Below are 18,782 nucleotides of genomic sequence, written 5' to 3'. Positions count from 1 at the left end.
ATCGTCTTTTCTCTTTTTATTAATATACAAAATTCCATCTATACCATCATTCATCTTTTTAAACGCATTTGGATTACGATTTATTTCAGTAGCCCTCTTCATCTCCATATCATAAACAGTATGTTTATTTTTTTATATGCCCCAAGATAAAATAACCACCACGAGTTAATTATCTCAGGGCATAATTAAGAAATACGGTATCAGATGGATTTATTCTTCCTGTTTTATGGATATCGGAGGATAAATATAATACTCCTCTTCCGAATCACTAATAATTATATCAAAAGGATCTTTCTTTTTTATCTCAATAATATCACGAGGATAAACAATACTATCAATCATTGACTTATCTTCAAACTCATCAAGTCTACGTTGATAATCCGCTTGTATCGGGACATACACAAAACGGCATTCCTTTAAATAATTATAAAGTTGTCTGACCCAGTCTTTTCCTACACTACTCCAATGATGTAAGAAAGGTCTAAATACAGGATGATCCTCGGAATCTTCCACACCTTCAATTGTTGCCCAATATGCAATAGTATCTTTTCTATTATTAGGAATCAAAGAACCATAATAGGTAAATAATGCAATAGTATCGGATTTGTTTATCATTAAAAAACGACCTATTTCTCCATAGTCTGAACTATCCCAAGCAGGGCGATAATAATGTTTGGTATTAGAACCAAACAAAACCGGTTTATGGGTATGGTTATACATCAAAAACTCAAAAGTCAGACTCACAGGAACAGTGTCCCCTATAATTCCTCCTTGAGGACTTGGATGGATATTACTTCTCGATACATTTAACAATTCAAGTTCCATTGAAAGTTCTTTTACTTGAGCATGTGAACTCATTATAAATAATATAATACTAAACACACATAATATTCTTTTATTTACCACGTTTGCTGTAATAAAGATTATACCTTTCTTTAATTTCATCTTGTTGATATTTAGGTAATTTTTTAAAAGTGGGATGATTCAATTGAGCATTATAGCATTTCCAGTGAGTACTTGTTTTACTCCAGTTCATTATTCCATGCCCATAATACTCATGAACACCTAAATAATTCTGAATACTCTCCACTGTATATAAATCATGTTGATTATAGCCAGATTCTACTGTCACCCGAATTTTCCCTTTTACATATGTCGTAGAATATTTAGGCTTCTCTTTATGTCCATATGGGTCATTATAACCTTTTCCCATATATTCATTAAGACCTACTCTGACCACATCATCCACAATTGACACTTCACCTTTATAAAGCCCAGACATATCAAGCTTAGCATCTGTACTTTTCTTCAATACATCTGTATATATATGAGCCTGAGAAGCAAGTTCTATAACGCTTGTTTTCAACGGAACAGTATTCTTATCTCCCTGTATCTTCTTTGAGTCAGCAACTCCCTTATTTGAGTATTTATCAAAAGTAGCTTTGTTAGTAATGTAAATCGCACCGGTAAATCCTTTCTCGTCTACGCCCAGGAAAGTACCGTCTTCTGTATAGTAAGGAGAAGTCAAAGTACCTGTTGGGTCTACAAACTTTATCGGATTTCCCAAACAATAACTATAAGGCGACCAGCTATAATACTTCTCTGCCATCGGATCAATACTTGTAAAGCGTCCGGAGACAGCTTCCATCTGTCGGGCATCATAATCATACCAGTTCAAACCATTATTCATATCCAATTCCTTATTATTATATTTATAAGGTTGTTTATCTCCGTGAGTACTCTCTGTAAACGACATGCCGAAAGGATAATAATGATTTGTTTGAATTACCGTCCCGTCCGACTTAGCCACCACACGATTATTGCCCAAATGGTCCTGCAAATAGAAATAGTAAGTACCATTCTCAATGTAACCACCATCCACCAATATACGCTTTAAAGAACCATTCTCATAAATCATATTACCGACATAATCAGTACGATTCTCTGCGGAAGATTTATGAATGACGGATAGCTTCTTTCCATCGGCAGAATAAACATACTCATGAGTAGATTTGTTTGTGTCATTGAAAGTAATCCGTTTTGGCAAATTTAATAAATTGTATTGAATATCAGCTATACTTTTATTTAAATCTTTAATCAGATTACCATTTTCATCATAGAGGTATTCCACATCCTGATTTGTGCCATTCCTGAAATCCATAGATGATGCCGGAAGATTTGAATCTGACGCAGTATCTTCAACCTTTATTAACTGATTACCACGGTAATTTAGAGTTAAGTTATCAATTACTCCATAGGCAGCATTCTGATTCCCGGAACGCATCAGAGAGACTATATTACCCTGCTTGTCATAACTATAAGAAGTGTTGAAGTTATGATTGCGAATATTATTCTCAAGATAGTCCGCATGGAGCAAACGGGAAAGATTGTCATAAGAAAAATCATAACCACGCTTTTTATCGCCATTTACATTCCAATCCATACCGGAGATATTACCATTATAATAATGAGTATTTGTTTGGTTGGGACGCGCGTCATTATAATATAATGTCTCACAGAACAGAGGACAGCTGATCGATTCAGTCCATGAACGGAGATTATAAGTATAACTCGTATGAAGATTGGCTTGACCATTACGCCTGTTACGTTGCAGACGCCCCAGTTCATCATATTCATTATTGACAAGAGTCATTACCGGTCCATTATTCAAACGGTGCGTAGTGGTTTGCAGCCGATCCGCATAATCATAGGTATATGAGTAGAGTTCGGTCTGGGTCGTTTTGCCGGTAGCCGAATGGATATGTTTATGCCTTGTCGGCTGACCGATAAAGTTATAAGCCATATAGTCTTTTTCGACTCCACCATTCAGGTGACTGACTGACTTGCTTTGTATTACCCTGTCGTGATCATCATAATACATCACGGTATAAAGATAAGACTGCCCTTTCTCATCAAGACACGCTGTCAGACTCCCCGTAAGTATATCTTGAGAACTTGCCGAATAACGCTTGCCAAAGCCTTCCGTCTCTGCACCGGCATCATAACAAACGCCGGCATCTGTGGAAATCGGAAAACCGTTTCTACCCAAGAAAGAGTAATCATCATAATACTTGACTGAAAGCAAGCCGGGAGAAGTCAAAGTAAGCCCCGACAGGCTATAACCTTTATACGGACCACTGCCAATGGCAGCAGTAGAACCGGAATACCAGGAGGCATTGACGACGGAAGAAAATAACGGATCGGAAAAAGGATCCAGTACATTCCTGCAAACGCCTGAGAAACACTCACGTCCAAACATATCCGGAATGCTGAACGACCATTCACCACGGCCATGCTGATTGCCGTCCTGAGAAAAAATCAGCCGCCTTCCCTTGTCATAGATATAAAAAGACCAGTTGCAGCCCGGAAGTTTCTTGGCTATCTGAAGTTTACGGCTATCATATTTGTACAAAAAGGCATATTGCAGAAGCGTTGCATCCGTATTACTTTTCCAGCTTGTAGTGCTGCCACTACCGAATATGGTAGCAGCAGCCGGAGGAAGCACAGCTACCCGATTGCCAAAATCATCATATATATAATAAGTATCATACAGTTCCTTGTTCCCTCCGGTCCGCATGATCTGACGAGTCAAGACAATCTGTCCCAGTTTGTCTTTGAACTCGAAAGACGGATTCCCATCTTCGTCTGCCATACGGGTAACATAAAGTTGTCCCGTTGCATAATTACCGATGCGACTGATTTGTATAACAGTATCACTTGCATTCGTTGCAGTGAAATGAATGCAGTTTAATGTATCCGTACCTGCTATATTGGTCAGGTAGTCACTTTTCACACTATGATGATTATCCTGCCAGTCTTGCCCGGGACCGTATTGTTCCAGAGTACGATCCAGCGGAGAGGCTTCATATACCGGACGGGAATAAGGTGCATTATCAGCATACGTGGCTGTCGCCTTACTTTTTACCACATCAGGAAGAATGAACTTTCCTCCGTTATTTGGAAATGTAACAGGCAACCATTCTCTGGAGATACGCCCTTGGGGATCATATTCCTGATACATCACCATGTTATTATTATGATGAGAGTATCTCAAGACAGATTGCTCCAAACGTCCCAAACCATCATAATAGTCTATCTTATCCTGCCATGCAGCTCCCGTCTCTTGAGTGTATGTACGTGTAGCTATATGGTTCTTGTCAGCAGATAATAATTCCATCCATGAATTATTTGTCTGGGCATTACTTTCGCCGGAGAGTAATGCGCCAATAAACATACAATATAAAATCTTCTTCATATCTAATTGTATTTTAAAATTAATAAGTAAACGGATATCCACCTATAACATAAGTATCCTCATAACCCATATAATCTCCCATGTTATAATTTATATCAAAATCATAAGGAGTGGATTTTATAGAAGGTACTTCGTTGGCCCAGTGATTATCTTGAGGTGCAACACGAGCGTTTCGATAATATCTTCTAGGAATATAAACTTTAACCGGTTCATAATCGTTAAGGACATCTCCTGTATCCGCAATCTTGCGACTGGGTGGTATTTCATAATAATCAGTAACAATACTTCCTTGAACTCCCCAATCAAAGGTCAGGAAATAATCTTTTTCAAATGGATTATAAACAGATATGATTATGTTAGAATTACATTCCGCATGTTCGTTAGCATATTGTTGCCCATTATTTTGCATATCGATATAGGCTTTCTGATTAGCGTCTTCCTGTGATAAAGTTGAGCTATATTTCTTTGCAGGCACTACATAATCAATAGATTCTCCTCTTTCTCCTAAAGATGCGTCACAAGTATTCCGGGTAAAAGTTTCTCTGATTTCCTTATTATAATAAGTCACTTCAGGTTCTACGGATTGATTCTGATAAAAATAATCATATTTTTTAATGACATTCATATCATTATCCATCACAGATACCAGCCTGCTAAAGTCATCATACCTATAAGACTCCGTTACGCCCCTTTCATTTGTCATACTTCTTAATCCTACAAGGGGATAATAGCCATATGTAGTTATCGAAGCATCCTTAGGATATACACGGACATCATCTATAGGATATACTCCTTCATTTATTGAATCCCGACCGTTAACAAAATCATGCTTCATATATTCCCACTTTCCATTCTTAAAAACCTGATAATCTATCACATATTCCCTTTCCGGATTAGTTGCTAAAGAAACCGTATAAGGACCGATACAACTATTACTACTATGATATCCGAAAGAAGCAGGACGTAAATGAGTGGTTTCAAAGTTTTCATAGAATACATCATCTGCACCACTTGTTTCGGGGGCAATACTTTTTCTTGTCCAATAGGAGAAATGAATATCCCCATCATATACACTTGTCGAAGATTCTTTACACGCATCAGTGCTGAGAATACTAAATGTATGATAACCGGCCGAGACATAAAATGTAGCACTGTACGTATAGGCATTTTGATAGTCAGTCCAGGGCCTGCCCATCTGATCAGAGCTTCTCACCTGGACCAGATTGAAAGCCTTATTGTCAAGATGTCCTGACACATACCAGTTAAATCCCAATGCTCCGGAAAGGACTATTTCAACATCCCCTGCTTTTGATGTATAAAAATTATATGATTCTACATTAGACGACAATGAGTTGTATTTCAGCTTTACATACTTAGTTGTTCTCTCATCTCTATATTGAGGAACAGACTTGAAAGTATTCCGGGCATTTACAACTTTAGCTACTGGATATTGTCCATTGTATCCCCAGATATAGGCTGTATTTATGCCAGTCTTATCCACTACATTAGTCGGATTACCATACGAGTCATAATCAAGATATTCCATCTCAAGCGCACATCGGTTGTCCATAGAATATTGAGTTGAGTTCAACAGTTTAAAGGAAGAGTAATTACTTAACGGCACATCGCTCTCCAACTTATACTGCTTATCCTGAACAGCGAACTTATCAGACTGTTTGTATGTCATCACTTCTGCCGAAGTGACTTTCCCATTCCGCTTAACAACCGTTTCTACAGGATAAGACAACAATCCTTGCGTTCTCATTGTATCATAAATTTTTAATGGAGAACCAGAGGAGATAGAACCGGAATTGCTACTATCATACTCTTCCATCAAATCAGAAAGATATTTGGATCTTGTTTCCAGTATGCTGTTATCATTCGGATTGTTAGTATACTTTTTCGTAGCCGTCAGCAAGCGATATTTATTGTATTCATATTCTTCCGTCTCGTTTATATTGCCATAATCGGTATAGAGAATCGTTTCTTTCTTTTGCAGGAAAGGGAAATAGGTGTATATCTTGTTTGCACTGACTCGTATAGGTTGTAGTCCCATAACAGCGAAACGATTTATTGATTTTAGATTATCCGACAAATCAATATGATACTCAAAACGTTCTTGCTTTAGCGACTTATTAAACGCATCGTAATACTTGACAGACTCCAATAAGCCCCTGCCGAGTTTCCTAGACGTATATTTATGATACAAGGCATCGGTCATTCCAAAAGCCATGTCTCCGGCTGATGGTTCGTCTTTGACTTGATCATAATTGATAAAAGAATAAACGGTTTTTGAACCGTCGGAGAGCAGTTCTGTAACCTGGGAATATCCCATATGAAATTGATCTATCCAATTTATGTGGGTATCAGATCTCACAATATATGAATAAGTCCCATGCATATTCATATTATTACGATCGTAATCAATTCTACCTTCTCCACTGGCAACATACTGGGGGACAACGGACAAAATTCCACTGGAAGTTCCATCATCATTCAAATATAGATACTCCTTCGTTTTGTTCATAAGCGGGCTTTCCTTATCAAAATAGGTTATTTTTTTTATTCGTACTCCACCTGCAAATCCATTTTCCGCTTTCATTTCAAAAGGGTATTGTGTTGCTACTTTAGAATAAGAATGCAGTTCATATTGAAAACAAGTTTCTCCTCCGGTAGGATGTATTATCTTCTCAAGAATCTCTGCTTTAACATAAGTAGAGTCTGGCTGTCTGACATCGTAGAGTCCTTCAAAATTCAAAATATTGCTTTTAGGATAATATTGTTTTCCATTATAATATCCCCAGTTATCCGTAAGTGTCTGTCCATAGGCTGGAAGAAGAAGCGGATTGTATTGGAATTTGTATATCTCATCACAGTTGATTTTTAATGAATCCAGTTTAAGTCTCCGATCTGATTGATCCGTATAAAAGAAATTCACCGTACTTCTTTTAGTTTTCATCTCATCCAACTTAAACGAGTAACATTTATCATCTACAATGACTCCGATAGTTCCCCCATAATTATCCTTTAAAAATAGTTCCCACTCTCCATAGTACCCATACGTTACCATATCATTCCTTTTTGATGAAGTGAAATTTACAAAATCTCCATTGCTAGCATGAATACTATTGAGTAATGAAGGATAGACAATATCGTATGTCTTATCTTCCAATAAATAATATTGGGGATTCACGTCATCAGGAATCATTGCTGTGGGAACAGTAGAAGAATTGACTTTCTGAAAAAAATAGTTTGATGATGTACTACTATGCAAATCAAGTCTTTCTATAATATTCACACTACTTTTTAAATAATCAAATTTCATGTATTCTCCATTCGGCAATATGATTTGTTTGATATGCCATGTAGAAGGAGTCCCAAACAAAGTAGAATGAAAATCCTCCCAATTTTTATCTGAATATATTGGAAATCCCCATGAGTCTGTTCCTTTAATCTTTCTTCTCCCATATTGGTCAAAATCATCAGAATAATTGGGATCTTCATTATGTTGACATGAAAGATCAACAGAACTTATATCACCTCCAAACACATAAATGACTCCATTCGCATCAACGATGGTAATTTCCTTAATTAATACGGGTCTGGGTTCAATTGAAACTTTAGGATAAAAAGTCCGATTCAAATAAGGATTATAAATATCCGCTTCCGCAAAAGGAACTTCCGGAAATGTTCCAATTTCTACACTTTTCACTTCAAAATAGGGGCTATTCTGAGAAGAAATTTTCGTTATAATCTTCCCTTCTCTATCTTTATACATGTAAAATGAAGCATTAATCTTGCCGATATTGATAATAAACTCATCCAAGTCCGGTTCTTTAAGTAAGTCTTCATTTGAACCTGACTGGTCATAATACTTATACAGATTCGATTCTTGATCCCAGTCCTGCATCCCGGTTCTGTCCATATATTGAGAAAAAGTATAAATCTCGTCCGGATATCCATTTGCAATCCTATATATCTGCCCATTCGTGACAGACCATCCTAACCCAACATTGCCTACGGGCATATCCGGCTTATTTCCTTCCGCATTGTAAAGTAACTCTATGTCATAAGTAAAATCTTTGAGAGCTATAGAATATAAGGGAATAGATATATCCGGACGCCCTGTATACATATTAACAGAGGCATCCTGTACTCTTAATAGTGAGCCGACTTCCGGTGAACTGGAATCATAGCTGAGTATCGACTGCGCAAAGATGTCGCCATAACAAGCGACTAAGATGACTAGCAATAAACACCTTTTATATTTAAAAAATACATTATTCATGTTTTCGTTTTTTATAGTTATAAAAAATGAGGCAGAAGCTATTCACCTCTGCCTCTTCATTTCTCTGTCTTACAGATTCATCGCATTACCGCCCAACGCTCCCAGCACTGCCGAAGCCACTGCGATGACTACTTTCAAAATGGTATCCCAAAGGGATCTCTTGACTGCCATAACTTTACACACCTCCTTTCCGACTCTTTACATGATTGATTACTAAGTGAATCATTACCGAATGAATGATTACAAGGCATAACTTTCCTCCTTTACCTCAAAGCACGGGCACGCCTTGATCCACTCCTCCGGCTCAATCTCCCCGTTCCCGTTGCGATCCGGCGACAAGTCGCGATGACCGCACACCCGGCAACCGGGAAATCTCTCTTGCAACTGATGCACCAGCAGCCGGAGCGCTGCCCGCTGTTCCGGTGTCCGTGTGTCCGCCGGGCGTCCCCGGCAGTCCAGACCGCCTTCGTAGCAAATTCCGATACTCTCCGCATTAAAACCTTTCGCATGTGCCCCGATCCGTTCCACCGGACGGGTAATAAGCGTTGTTCCATCCTTGCGGATATAATAATGATAACCTGTCCCGTTGAAACCCCGTCGGCGATGCATCGTATCCAGATCAAAAGCCGTCAACTCCTTGTCTGCCCGCGTAGCGGAACAATGAATCACGATTAAATGAATCTTCCTCATAAAGTCATTAATTCTAACTATCAAACCCTTGTACATTGATTACCAACTCTCTACTTCTTACACAGTCGGGTCCGGAGCTTCCTCATCGCCTCCGTCTCCACCGCCCGGATTCGGATCAGGAACTTCGCCACCGTCGCCGGAACCGCCTTCACCACCGTTCAGCGCCTTCAGTTGCTGTTCCAAGTCTACAAAATCCAGACGGTCTTCCGCACGGGTGGCGGCAAGATTGGGACGTACACTGGCGGATGCACGGAAATTGATGCGAACCCAGCGGATGTTCTCCGGCAGACAAGCCTTCTTCGTATCAGTACCCACCGTGGTGGCAGACAGGCTGAATACCCCGAAATTCTCAATATTCACGGCATGACCGTTGTACAACTCGCTTCGTGTCACTTCCACGAAGTTGGTCAGTACACTCTTGATGTCGCCCAGGGTGAGCGAACTCTTCTCCTTCATCTGCTTGGCAATGGTATTCAGTGTGGCAGGTTTTCCCCAGGTGATCAGCTGCGGATAATACTTGCCTGTACCCTCTTTGTCAAATGGAGACTTTCGTAAAATCTTTTTAAATGTTACAGACATTGTTTCTTCTTCTCTTTTTAATGAATGAATTTCTTGTTATTTTCTCTTCGTTCCCCGGATGAAGGTTGCGGTGACGTCTTCCGGACTCTCCTCTCAGGAACACGACAAAGGTAGTGAACAGGCTATCCACGGGGGTACGTATATGTACATACCGGTCTCTACAAGTAAGTATCGAGACGTAGTTTGACGAAATGAATGCTACTGTTACCTACTTATCCATACCCGTATCATTATCTTTCCATCAAAGGAACATTATTCTGCCAAACGACTTTGATTTGTCAGAATAAATACATATCTTTACCGTATAATCAATCAGGCGGATAGCCGATATAAAGAATACCAATGATGGAAACTGCACAAGAAGAATTTCAAATCCGGGTATACCTGAAGACAGAACTGGCACAACTGTACGCACCCCACTTAGACCCCGAAGCCGCATTGAGAAAGATGCGAAAATGGATTCACCGGAACCCCGACCTCTACCGCGAACTGTATGCAGGCACGGAAGGGAAAAACGAACAGGCATACAGCAAAAGACAAGTGGCTATTATAGTGAGGTATCTGGAAGCTCCATAGGCACCGCCTTCTCCCTTTCCGGAGATTTCTACATTATTATATACGCGCAGGCGCGATAGAATATTCTATTTTATACGGAAAAAAGCGTGTCACCGAGGGTAAGGACCTTACCCTCGGTGACACGCTTTTTTTATCAAATATATTATATATAGAGAATAAACAACAGAGATTAGGAAGACACAAAAAATAAGTTGTACCTTTGCGTCATTTTTAAACACAACATTTTTTAACAACCAACATCAACCATTAATTTTATGAGTAAAAAGACATTTTCTCCGAAGGCTTTGTCTATCAAAACAAGCAGGCTATAACACTCGAAAAGGGAGAATTCCCCGCCATCTCGCCGTTTATCACTCAACTGCTGGACAATGTCAACAGCATGTACATCAATCGGATAGAGGTAAAGCCTTCTGACAGAAAGAGGTTTCTTAGCCCCATCGTCCACCTCTGTTACGATCCCTCCTCTCCTTTTAACATTAAAGGGCCTAAATTCTTTGCACAGTTGCTGTTTCTGACAGTAAACTTCTGGAAGCACGACCACCCTAATGAGTCTTTGAGTATAGAAGAGATTGATTATGAGATACAAAAGATGAAAAGACTCCTGTCCAACGATTAACACTTCACAGATTACGTTAAAAAACTGTTTTTAGGCTCCTAAAAACAGTTTTTTTATTACATCCAAAAGCTATTCCTTTGCAAAATATTAATAACGGAAACAATTAAAAATCATCAAGAAAAATGGAAAAGATTGCAATAACCACATACAGGGGATTATCGCTCGTGTCAGGAAGTATAAGTATCCTGGAGTTATTCGAATATATTCGGGGAGATATTTACCGGGACAGAGTCCGGAGAATCCGGGAAACACTAAAATCGGGGGACACCGGAAAAGCAGACCGGATGAAGAAGCAACTGCCTTACCACACCGCCACAGCCACCTACACCAAGGAAAGACTCGCTTACAGTCTCAAGGCATATCAGGATATCATCACCCTCGACTTTGATGATATGGAGGTAGAAAAGATCCCGGAATACCGCCAGTTGGCGAACGACTGCCCCGATACGCTGGGAAATTTCATCAGCCCCCGCGAGCACGGACTCAAAATCTTCGTCTACCTCACCGGCGAAGAGCCGGAAGCACTACGCGCCGAACTGAACGCACTGGGAACCATCGACCTTCCCACCTTAGAGCGATATCACCACCGCATGTTCACCCTGGCAGCCGACAAGTACCAGAAACTGCTCAACACGAAGGTCGATACAAGCGGAAGCGACCTGAGTCGCGGAGTCTTCGTTTCGCACGATCCGGATGCCTTTCTCTCCCTCGAACGACTGGAGAATGTGAAACCGCTGACCATAACCGTGACACTGCCGACCGAAGAAGAATGCAAAAAGAAGAAACGCAAGAAACCTCTTTCACTCCCTCCGCTCCTCCCCACACAGGAGAATACGGCCCCCCTCGACCTGCAAGTACAGCTCGACTTCCGCAAAGCAGTGGAATACACCAAGCGGAAAGAGCGCCTCGAAACCGGCAACCGCGACAACTTCTTCTACTGCCTCGGCAACCAGTGCTACCGCCGCCACATCATGGAAGCGGAAGCCGTCAGCCTGACACACAGCTATTTCGGCAACCTTCCCGACTTCGACTTCGAAGCGCCCCTGCGCAATGCCTACCAATACACCTCGAAGACGGATCAGGCAGAAGAGGAGTCCCAGGAACCGAAGATCTTCAAAGTCATCAGATTCATGAACGAATATTACGAGTTCCGCAGAAACATAGTGAAAGAACAAATCGAGTTTCGCCCGAGACCGGCATCGGCTGCCGACTCCGCCCCCTCCGACTTCATCACCCTACGCACCAAAGACATCAACACATTCTACATCAATGCGCAAATGAAGGGAGTAAGCTGTTCGCAAAATTACCTCAAAGCATTGGTCGATTCGGATTACGCGAAACCGTTCAACCCCTTCATCCACTATTTCTATTCCCTCCCGCCGTGGAATGGAAAAACCGACTACATCACCCAACTCGCAAAAACGGTCAAAGCAGCAGACCAGTCCTTTTTTGAGGACAGTCTCCGCCACTGGCTGGTAGGAATGGTGGCTTGCGCCATCAACGACGATGCGCAAAACCATCAGTTGATGTTACTTTATGGCGAACAAGGGAAAGGTAAGAGCGTTTTTATCCGACGTCTTCTTCCTCCGGAACTAAAGGGGTATTACCGTCACGGCATGATCAAACCCGACAAAACAGACCATCTGCTACAGCTTTCTTCCTGTCTCATCATCGACTTGGATGAGTTTGACAGCATCTCACCCTGGCACATGCAGGACCTGAAAAGATTGATCACACAAGATGAGGTAACAGAGCGGAAAGTTTACGACATACAAACGTACAACTACGTCCGCCGTGCCTCGTTCATAGCCAGCACCAACAATCCGCACTGCCTGCAGGACATCAAAGAAAACAGACGCATTCTGTTTAACACTATCCTAAAAGTTGACTATCGTAACCCTATAAATTACGAAGGAGTATACTCACAAGCCTTGGCGCTTTATCAACAAGGATTTCAATACTGGTATGAGAAGGAAGAGATCACTTTCTTGAACGATCGCAACGAGAATTTCCGCCTGAAGGACCCGGTGGAGGAAAATCTGTTTTTCTATTTCCGTGCGGCTAAAGGAGGAGAAATAAACGCGCAATGGTATCCCGCTTCTTATATCCTTTCAATACTGAGCATGAACGGACGCACCCAGTCCAACCAACAGGCACAAAAGATATTGGTCACCGTGCTCGAAAAGAATAATTTCCATAAACGGGTCACCTCGGACGGCGTTACGGAATATATGGTAGTAGAGTATTCGCGGGAAGAGCGCAAGGCTAATTCGACATTGCCGCAGTTGCCGAAACAGGGGAAGTTTGAGTTGTAAAACGGAGAATTTCGGAGTGATAAACAATAAACAGTAAGCACACTCGACCGTGAATGTAGGATAGGATGTTTCGGGTGCTAACAAGCAATGAAAAGGAAAGGGAGAAGCAATGTTACGACAGTTAACAAGCATTTCCCTTTCCTTGACAGTAAGAGAATGAGCATACTATTTAAACATATAGAAAAAAACACATAGCAATAAACCCAATAATTCCATCAAAAGAAATTGGTCATATCATTTTTTTTATTTACATTGTCAGCAATTTCAAGACACACATATAAATCAAACATAACGAAAATATGAAAAGTATCCTAATTCTCATTTTACTATTGTGCTTACCCCATATCCATGCACAGGAGGATCAGTTGCTAACTCCTGAACAACTAAAAGAAGATGCGGATTACTATTTCAAAACACTTTATACCAATCATCCAAATCCTTATTATTACTATTCGTTAAAGGAATTTGAAGATAAAAAGAATGATATTTATGCTCAGTTGAACAAGCCCCTAACTCATGAACAATTTGCATGGATTATCGGTGAGATAAACTCATATATTGACGCACATTCCAAAATCTATATTTATCTACAAACTTTTTGGAGAAAACAAATTGATATCGACAAGAAAATCTTCCCTGTTGTCAGAATCAAAAATGATAAAGTCTATCTTAAAGAGAACAATGCTGAAATCAATGAAATAAATGGTATAAAAGCAGATACAATCCTTCATGAATTTAAAAAATATTTTAATTGGAAACTACCTTATGAGATAAACAGACATTGGATGGAAGCGTACTTCAGCAGCTTCCTTATAAATAAGTATAACATTGAAGCTCCATTTAAAGTGAGACTAGATAGTTCCTCTAGTGATCAGGTACTTGACGGTTATTCACTCTATAAATTTAATCAAGAATCCGCTGTGGGAATTCGGGGAGGAGAAATTAGCTTATTCAAAATATATCCATTTAATTCAATTGCGATTTTTAGGATAGATGGCTTTCAAGATGGAGGTAAAGAAGCACTAGAAAGTGCACTCAAGGTCTTTTTCAAAGGAGTCAACAATATGAATATACAAAACATATTCTATGATCTATCAATGAACGCAGGAGGATCATTTGATGCTTTATATTCGGCTCTTAAAGCGTTGGATATTATAAGACATGACACAATCACTTTCCGTTTGAATGAGACTAAGCGCATTGATCAAGTTAACAAGAAGTATAATCGCAACAAAAGAATACTACAACCTAATATTACTGACGAAAATGTTCCAAAAGAAAGGAAGTTATTTGTTCTTCAAGGCATTAACACTGCATCGGCAGGAGATTACTTTTGCAGAATTGTCGCTGAAAACAAATTGGGTACATTGGTCGGACAGCATTCAGGAGAGCCAACCGTTGCTTTCACTCGCAATTTCGGCTACACAATGCCCAATTCTAAGATTAATTTTTCTGTAGCCACATCCTTGTTTGACTTCTCTGATTACTTCAAGGAAGAGACTTTGCATCCTGATGTATATTGGGACGTAAATCATACTAAAGAGTTCACAGAACAAGAGCTGATTAACATTATAGAGCACTGTAAAAAGATAGAACAACAGAAAAATTAAGTGACTACAACTATTTCCATTGTTTTTGATCGTTTACACTCATCAAAAAATATAACGTAAGTAAGAACTAAGCCCGGGAATGAAGCTGAATCATTCTCGGGCTTAAAGTATCTTATTTTACACAATAAAAGGTAGTTTCCTTAATTATTGATTATCGTAAAATATCATTCACCGTATAATTATTTATCACCGTACATCTTCGCCCTCAACTCCTTGATATGATCCGAAGTGATATATTCGTCATATTCCATCATCTTGTCGATGATACCGTTCGGAGTCAGTTCGATAATGCGGTTGGCAACCGTCTGAATAAATTCGTGGTCATGCGAAGAGAAGAGGATATTTCCTTTGTATGTCTTCAGGTTGTTGTTGAAAGCCTGAATAGATTCCAGGTCCAAGTGATTGGTCGGAGTATCCAGAATCAGACAGTTCGCATTGCGGAGCTGCATACGTGCAATCATACAACGCATCTTTTCACCTCCGGAAAGTACGCTGACTTTCTTCAGTACCTCTTCGCCGGAGAACAGCATACGTCCGAGGAAGCCCTTCATGTACACTTCGTTACCTTCGCCGAACTGACTCAGCCAGTCCACCAGGTTAAGGTCAGTGTTGAAGAAGTCCGTATTGTCCAGAGGTAGGTAAGCCGTTGTGATGGTTACTCCCCAGTTGAACTGTCCGGCATCCGGCTTCATGTTTCCGTTGATGATTTCGAAGAAAGCGGTCATCGCACGCGGGTTGCGTGAAAGGAATACCACTTTGTCGCCTTTTTCGATGTTGAAGTTCACGTCACTGAACAGCACTACGCCTTCTTCCGTCTTCTTGCTCAGTCCGGAAACTTCGAGGATCTGGTTGCCCGGCTCGCGTTCGGGAGTGAAGATGATGCCCGGATACTTGCGTGAAGAAGGTTTGATTTCTTCTACATTCAGTTTTTCCAGCATCTTCTTGCGGCTTGTGGTCTGCTTGCTCTTCGCTACGTTGGCACTGAAACGGCGGATAAATTCTTCCAGCTCTTTCTTCTTCTCCTCAGCCTTCGCCTTCTGGTTCTGCTGCTGACGGAGCGCCAGCTGACTAGATTCGTACCAGAAACTGTAGTTTCCGGCAAACATATTGATCTTTCCGTAGTCGATGTCTACAGTGTGCGTACATACGGAGTCGAGGAAGTGACGGTCGTGGCTTACCACCAGCACGGTGTGCTCAAAGTTGGAAAGGTATTCTTCCAGCCAGGTCACTGTCTCCATATCGAGGTCATTGGTAGGTTCGTCCAGAAGGAGGTTGTCGGGGTTGCCGTACAATGCTTGCGCAAGCATCACACGCACCTTTTCCTTACCGCTCAGCTCACCCATCAATGTATAATGCTTGTCTTCCTTGATGCCCAGACCGCTCAACAGCATGGCTGCGTCACTCTCCGCATTCCATCCGTCCAGCTCGGCAAATTTCTCTTCCAGTTCGGATACTTTCAGTCCGTCTTCGTCCGTGAAGTCTTCCTTGGCGTACAATACTTCACGCTGCTTCATAATGTCCCACAACACGGTGTGGCCCATCATTACGGTGTCCATTACCGTATAAGCATCCCATTTAAAGTGGTCCTGGCTCAACACCGACAGGCGTTCGCCCGGTCCCAGGGCAATCGTACCGGTCGTCGGGTCCAGATCTCCGTAGATTGTACGGAGGAAGGTGGATTTTCCCGCACCGTTCGCGCCGATAATACCATAGCAGTTGCCACTTGTAAATTTCAGGTTCACGTCATTAAACAAGACTCTTTTACCAAACTGCACCGAAACGTTTGAAACTGTAATCATTTTCTATTATTTACTATTTTACCAGTTACTATATTATTATTTGAGCGTGCAAAGGTAGACATTTAAAATGAATTATGAGCTATCCGGAATGTGTCAATCTGGCATAAATGTATTACCTTTGCCACGTTTTTTGGCAAAACGGTCAGATTGGCAAAGTTTTTGCTTGGGAAATTGATATTATGAATAAAAAATAAAAATAAGATATGGATCCAAAAGAAAAAGAAAAGATGGCTGAAGAGCTGAATGTGGAAGAAACAAAGGATACGGCGGAAGAACAACCGCAAAACGATCAGGCAGAAGAGACCGCTCCCCTGACTCATGAGGAGCAGCTCGAAAAGGAGCTGGAAGATGCTCAGGCTGTCATCGAGGAGCAAAAGGACAAATATCTGCGCCTGTCCGCCGAGTTTGACAATTACCGCAAACGTACCATGAAGGAGAAGGCGGAACTGATTCTGAATGGTGGCGAAAAGAGCATCAGCAGCATTCTGCCGGTGATCGATGACTTTGAGCGTGCCATCAAAACGATGGAAACTGCCAAAGACGTAAAAGCCGTGAAGGAAGGTGTCGAATTGATTTATAATAAGTTCATGGCTACTCTTGCACAGAACGGCGTGAAGGTCATCGAAACGAAAGACCAGCCGCTGGATACCGATTATCACGAAGCCATTGCCGTCATCCCTGCCCCGTCGGAAGAGCAGAAAGGTAAGATTCTGGACTGCGTACAGACGGGTTACACGCTGAATGACAAGGTGATTCGTCACGCGAAAGTGGTAGTTGGGGAGTAAATACAAAAGTTAGTTTAGTTAAGAAGCATGGCAGAAAAAAGAGACTATTATGAAGTGCTGGAGGTGACAAAAACCGCCACAGTAGAAGAGATTAAAAAAGCCTACCGCAAAAAAGCGATCCAATATCACCCCGACAAAAATCCGGGTGACAAGGAAGCGGAAGAGAAATTCAAGGAGGCTGCCGAAGCGTATGACGTGTTGAGCAATCCGGACAAGCGTTCGCGTTATGACCAGTTCGGTCATGCGGGAGTAAGCGGTGCGGCAGGCAACGGAGGTCCGTTCGGTGGTTTCGGTGGCGAAGGAATGTCTATGGATGATATCTTCTCCATGTTCGGTGACATCTTCGGAGGTCGTGGCGGTGGTTTCAGCGGCGGCTTCGGAGGTTTCGGCGGTTTCGGTGGCGGTGGCGGTGGTTCACAGCAACGTCGTTATCGGGGCAGCGATCTACGTGTCAAGGTAAAGATGACTTTGAAAGAAATCTCGACAGGAGTAGAAAAAAAATTCAAACTGAAAAAATATGTGCCGTGTAATCACTGTCATGGCACGGGGGCCGAAGGCGACGGCGGTTCGGAGACTTGTCCGACCTGTAAGGGTAGCGGTTCGGTGATCCGTAACCAGCAGACGATTCTGGGTACGATGCAGACCCGCGCCACTTGTCCTACTTGTAACGGTGAAGGTAAGATCATCAAGAACAAGTGTAAAGAGTGTGGCGGAGACGGTATCGTATATGGCGAAGAGGTAGTGACGGTGAAGATTCCTGCCGGAGTGGCAGAAGGTATGCAGCTCTCGATGGGCGGCAAGGGTAATGCCGGAAAGCATAATGGTGTGCCGGGCGACTTGCTGATTCTCGTTGAGGAAGAACCGCATCCGGACTTGATCCGCGACGAGAATGATCTGATCTATAACTTGCTGCTGAGTTTCCCGACTGCCGCACTGGGTGGCGCTGTGGAGATTCCGACAATCGACGGCAAAGTGAAAGTGAAGATCGACTCGGGTACTCAACCGGGTAAAGTGCTGCGTCTGCGCGGTAAAGGTCTGCCGAATGTCAATGGTTATGGTACGGGAGATTTGCTGGTCAATATCAGCATTTATGTGCCGGAAGCATTGAACAAGGAGGAAAAGAGTACGCTGGAAAAGATGGAGGCTTCGGACAACTTCAAGCCGAGTACGTCGGTGAAGGAGAAGATCTTCAAGAAGTTCAAGAGCTTCTTTGACTAGCTTTCTTTGGCTGGGTCTGTTTTTAAGATCATAGTCATTCACACAGAGATA

General features: G+C 41.7%; 13 protein-coding genes. 6 read left to right on the top strand and 7 right to left on the bottom strand.

The window, feature by feature from the left end:
* Positions 1–210 precede the first annotated feature (210 nt).
* The 6 genes from ACHLI0_RS00435 to ACHLI0_RS00410 all read right to left on the bottom strand — a co-directional run bounded on the left by ACHLI0_RS00435 (position 211) and on the right by ACHLI0_RS00410 (position 9,812).
* Positions 211–945: a hypothetical protein gene (locus tag ACHLI0_RS00435; protein ID WP_048695446.1), complete on the bottom strand. Its 735-nt coding sequence runs from the start codon at positions 943–945 to the stop codon at positions 211–213.
* A complete protein-coding gene (locus ACHLI0_RS00430; protein WP_490748199.1) occupies positions 896–4,255 on the bottom strand; it encodes an RHS repeat domain-containing protein in 3,360 nt (1,119 codons plus the stop codon). Before ACHLI0_RS00430 ends, ACHLI0_RS00435 begins: the two co-directional genes overlap by 50 nt.
* 19 nt (positions 4,256–4,274) lie before the next feature.
* A complete protein-coding gene (locus ACHLI0_RS00425; protein ID WP_490748198.1) occupies positions 4,275–8,543 on the bottom strand; it encodes a DUF5977 domain-containing protein in 4,269 nt (1,422 codons plus the stop codon).
* 69 nt (positions 8,544–8,612) lie between these two features.
* Positions 8,613–8,714, bottom strand: coding sequence for a smalltalk protein (locus tag ACHLI0_RS00420; RefSeq protein ID WP_010537749.1), 102 nt, complete (start codon positions 8,712–8,714; stop codon positions 8,613–8,615).
* 69 nt (positions 8,715–8,783) lie between these two features.
* On the bottom strand, positions 8,784–9,233 hold the full coding sequence (locus ACHLI0_RS00415; protein WP_054959356.1) for an N-acetylmuramoyl-L-alanine amidase: 450 nt from the start codon (positions 9,231–9,233) through the stop codon (positions 8,784–8,786).
* Positions 9,234–9,290: 57 nt separating this feature from the next.
* Positions 9,291–9,812 (bottom strand): HU family DNA-binding protein, encoded by a 522-nt coding sequence (locus ACHLI0_RS00410; RefSeq protein ID WP_016267799.1) that lies wholly within the window; start codon positions 9,810–9,812, stop codon positions 9,291–9,293.
* A 342-nt stretch (positions 9,813–10,154) separates the two neighbouring features.
* Here ACHLI0_RS00410 and ACHLI0_RS00405 point away from each other — a divergent pair, with 342 nt between their 5' ends.
* The 4 genes from ACHLI0_RS00405 to ACHLI0_RS00390 all read left to right on the top strand — a co-directional run bounded on the left by ACHLI0_RS00405 (position 10,155) and on the right by ACHLI0_RS00390 (position 14,929).
* Entirely contained in the window at positions 10,155–10,388 is a 234-nt protein-coding gene (locus ACHLI0_RS00405) for a DUF4248 domain-containing protein (RefSeq protein ID WP_371737219.1), read from the top strand.
* A 379-nt stretch (positions 10,389–10,767) separates the two neighbouring features.
* The gene (locus tag ACHLI0_RS00400) at positions 10,768–11,004 is read left to right on the top strand and encodes a hypothetical protein (protein ID WP_490748197.1); all 237 of its coding nucleotides are present in this window, start codon (positions 10,768–10,770) and stop codon (positions 11,002–11,004) included.
* A 122-nt stretch (positions 11,005–11,126) separates the two neighbouring features.
* A complete protein-coding gene (locus ACHLI0_RS00395; RefSeq protein WP_490748196.1) occupies positions 11,127–13,319 on the top strand; it encodes a BT4734/BF3469 family protein in 2,193 nt (730 codons plus the stop codon).
* A gap of 299 nt (positions 13,320–13,618) precedes the next feature.
* Complete coding sequence (locus ACHLI0_RS00390) at positions 13,619–14,929, top strand: S41 family peptidase (RefSeq protein ID WP_490748195.1); 1,311 nt, start codon at positions 13,619–13,621, stop codon at positions 14,927–14,929.
* Between the two features lie 179 nt (positions 14,930–15,108).
* On the opposite strand, the gene ACHLI0_RS00385 is transcribed toward ACHLI0_RS00390, so the two are convergent.
* A complete protein-coding gene (locus tag ACHLI0_RS00385) occupies positions 15,109–16,728 on the bottom strand; it encodes an ABC-F family ATP-binding cassette domain-containing protein (protein WP_008763401.1) in 1,620 nt (539 codons plus the stop codon).
* Between the two features lie 203 nt (positions 16,729–16,931).
* On the opposite strand from ACHLI0_RS00385, the gene ACHLI0_RS00380 reads away from it, so the two are divergent.
* Entirely contained in the window at positions 16,932–17,513 is a 582-nt protein-coding gene (locus tag ACHLI0_RS00380) for a nucleotide exchange factor GrpE (RefSeq protein ID WP_368118798.1), read from the top strand.
* 27 nt (positions 17,514–17,540) lie between these two features.
* Positions 17,541–18,731, top strand: a complete 1,191-nt coding sequence (gene dnaJ, locus ACHLI0_RS00375) for a molecular chaperone DnaJ (protein WP_048696131.1) — start codon at positions 17,541–17,543, stop codon at positions 18,729–18,731.
* Positions 18,732–18,782 lie beyond the last annotated feature (51 nt).

Source organism: Bacteroides sp. RCH18 (assembly GCF_058231005.1).
The sequence above is the reverse complement of the archived record's forward strand: the minus strand, read 5'-3'. Positions and strand labels throughout refer to the sequence as shown.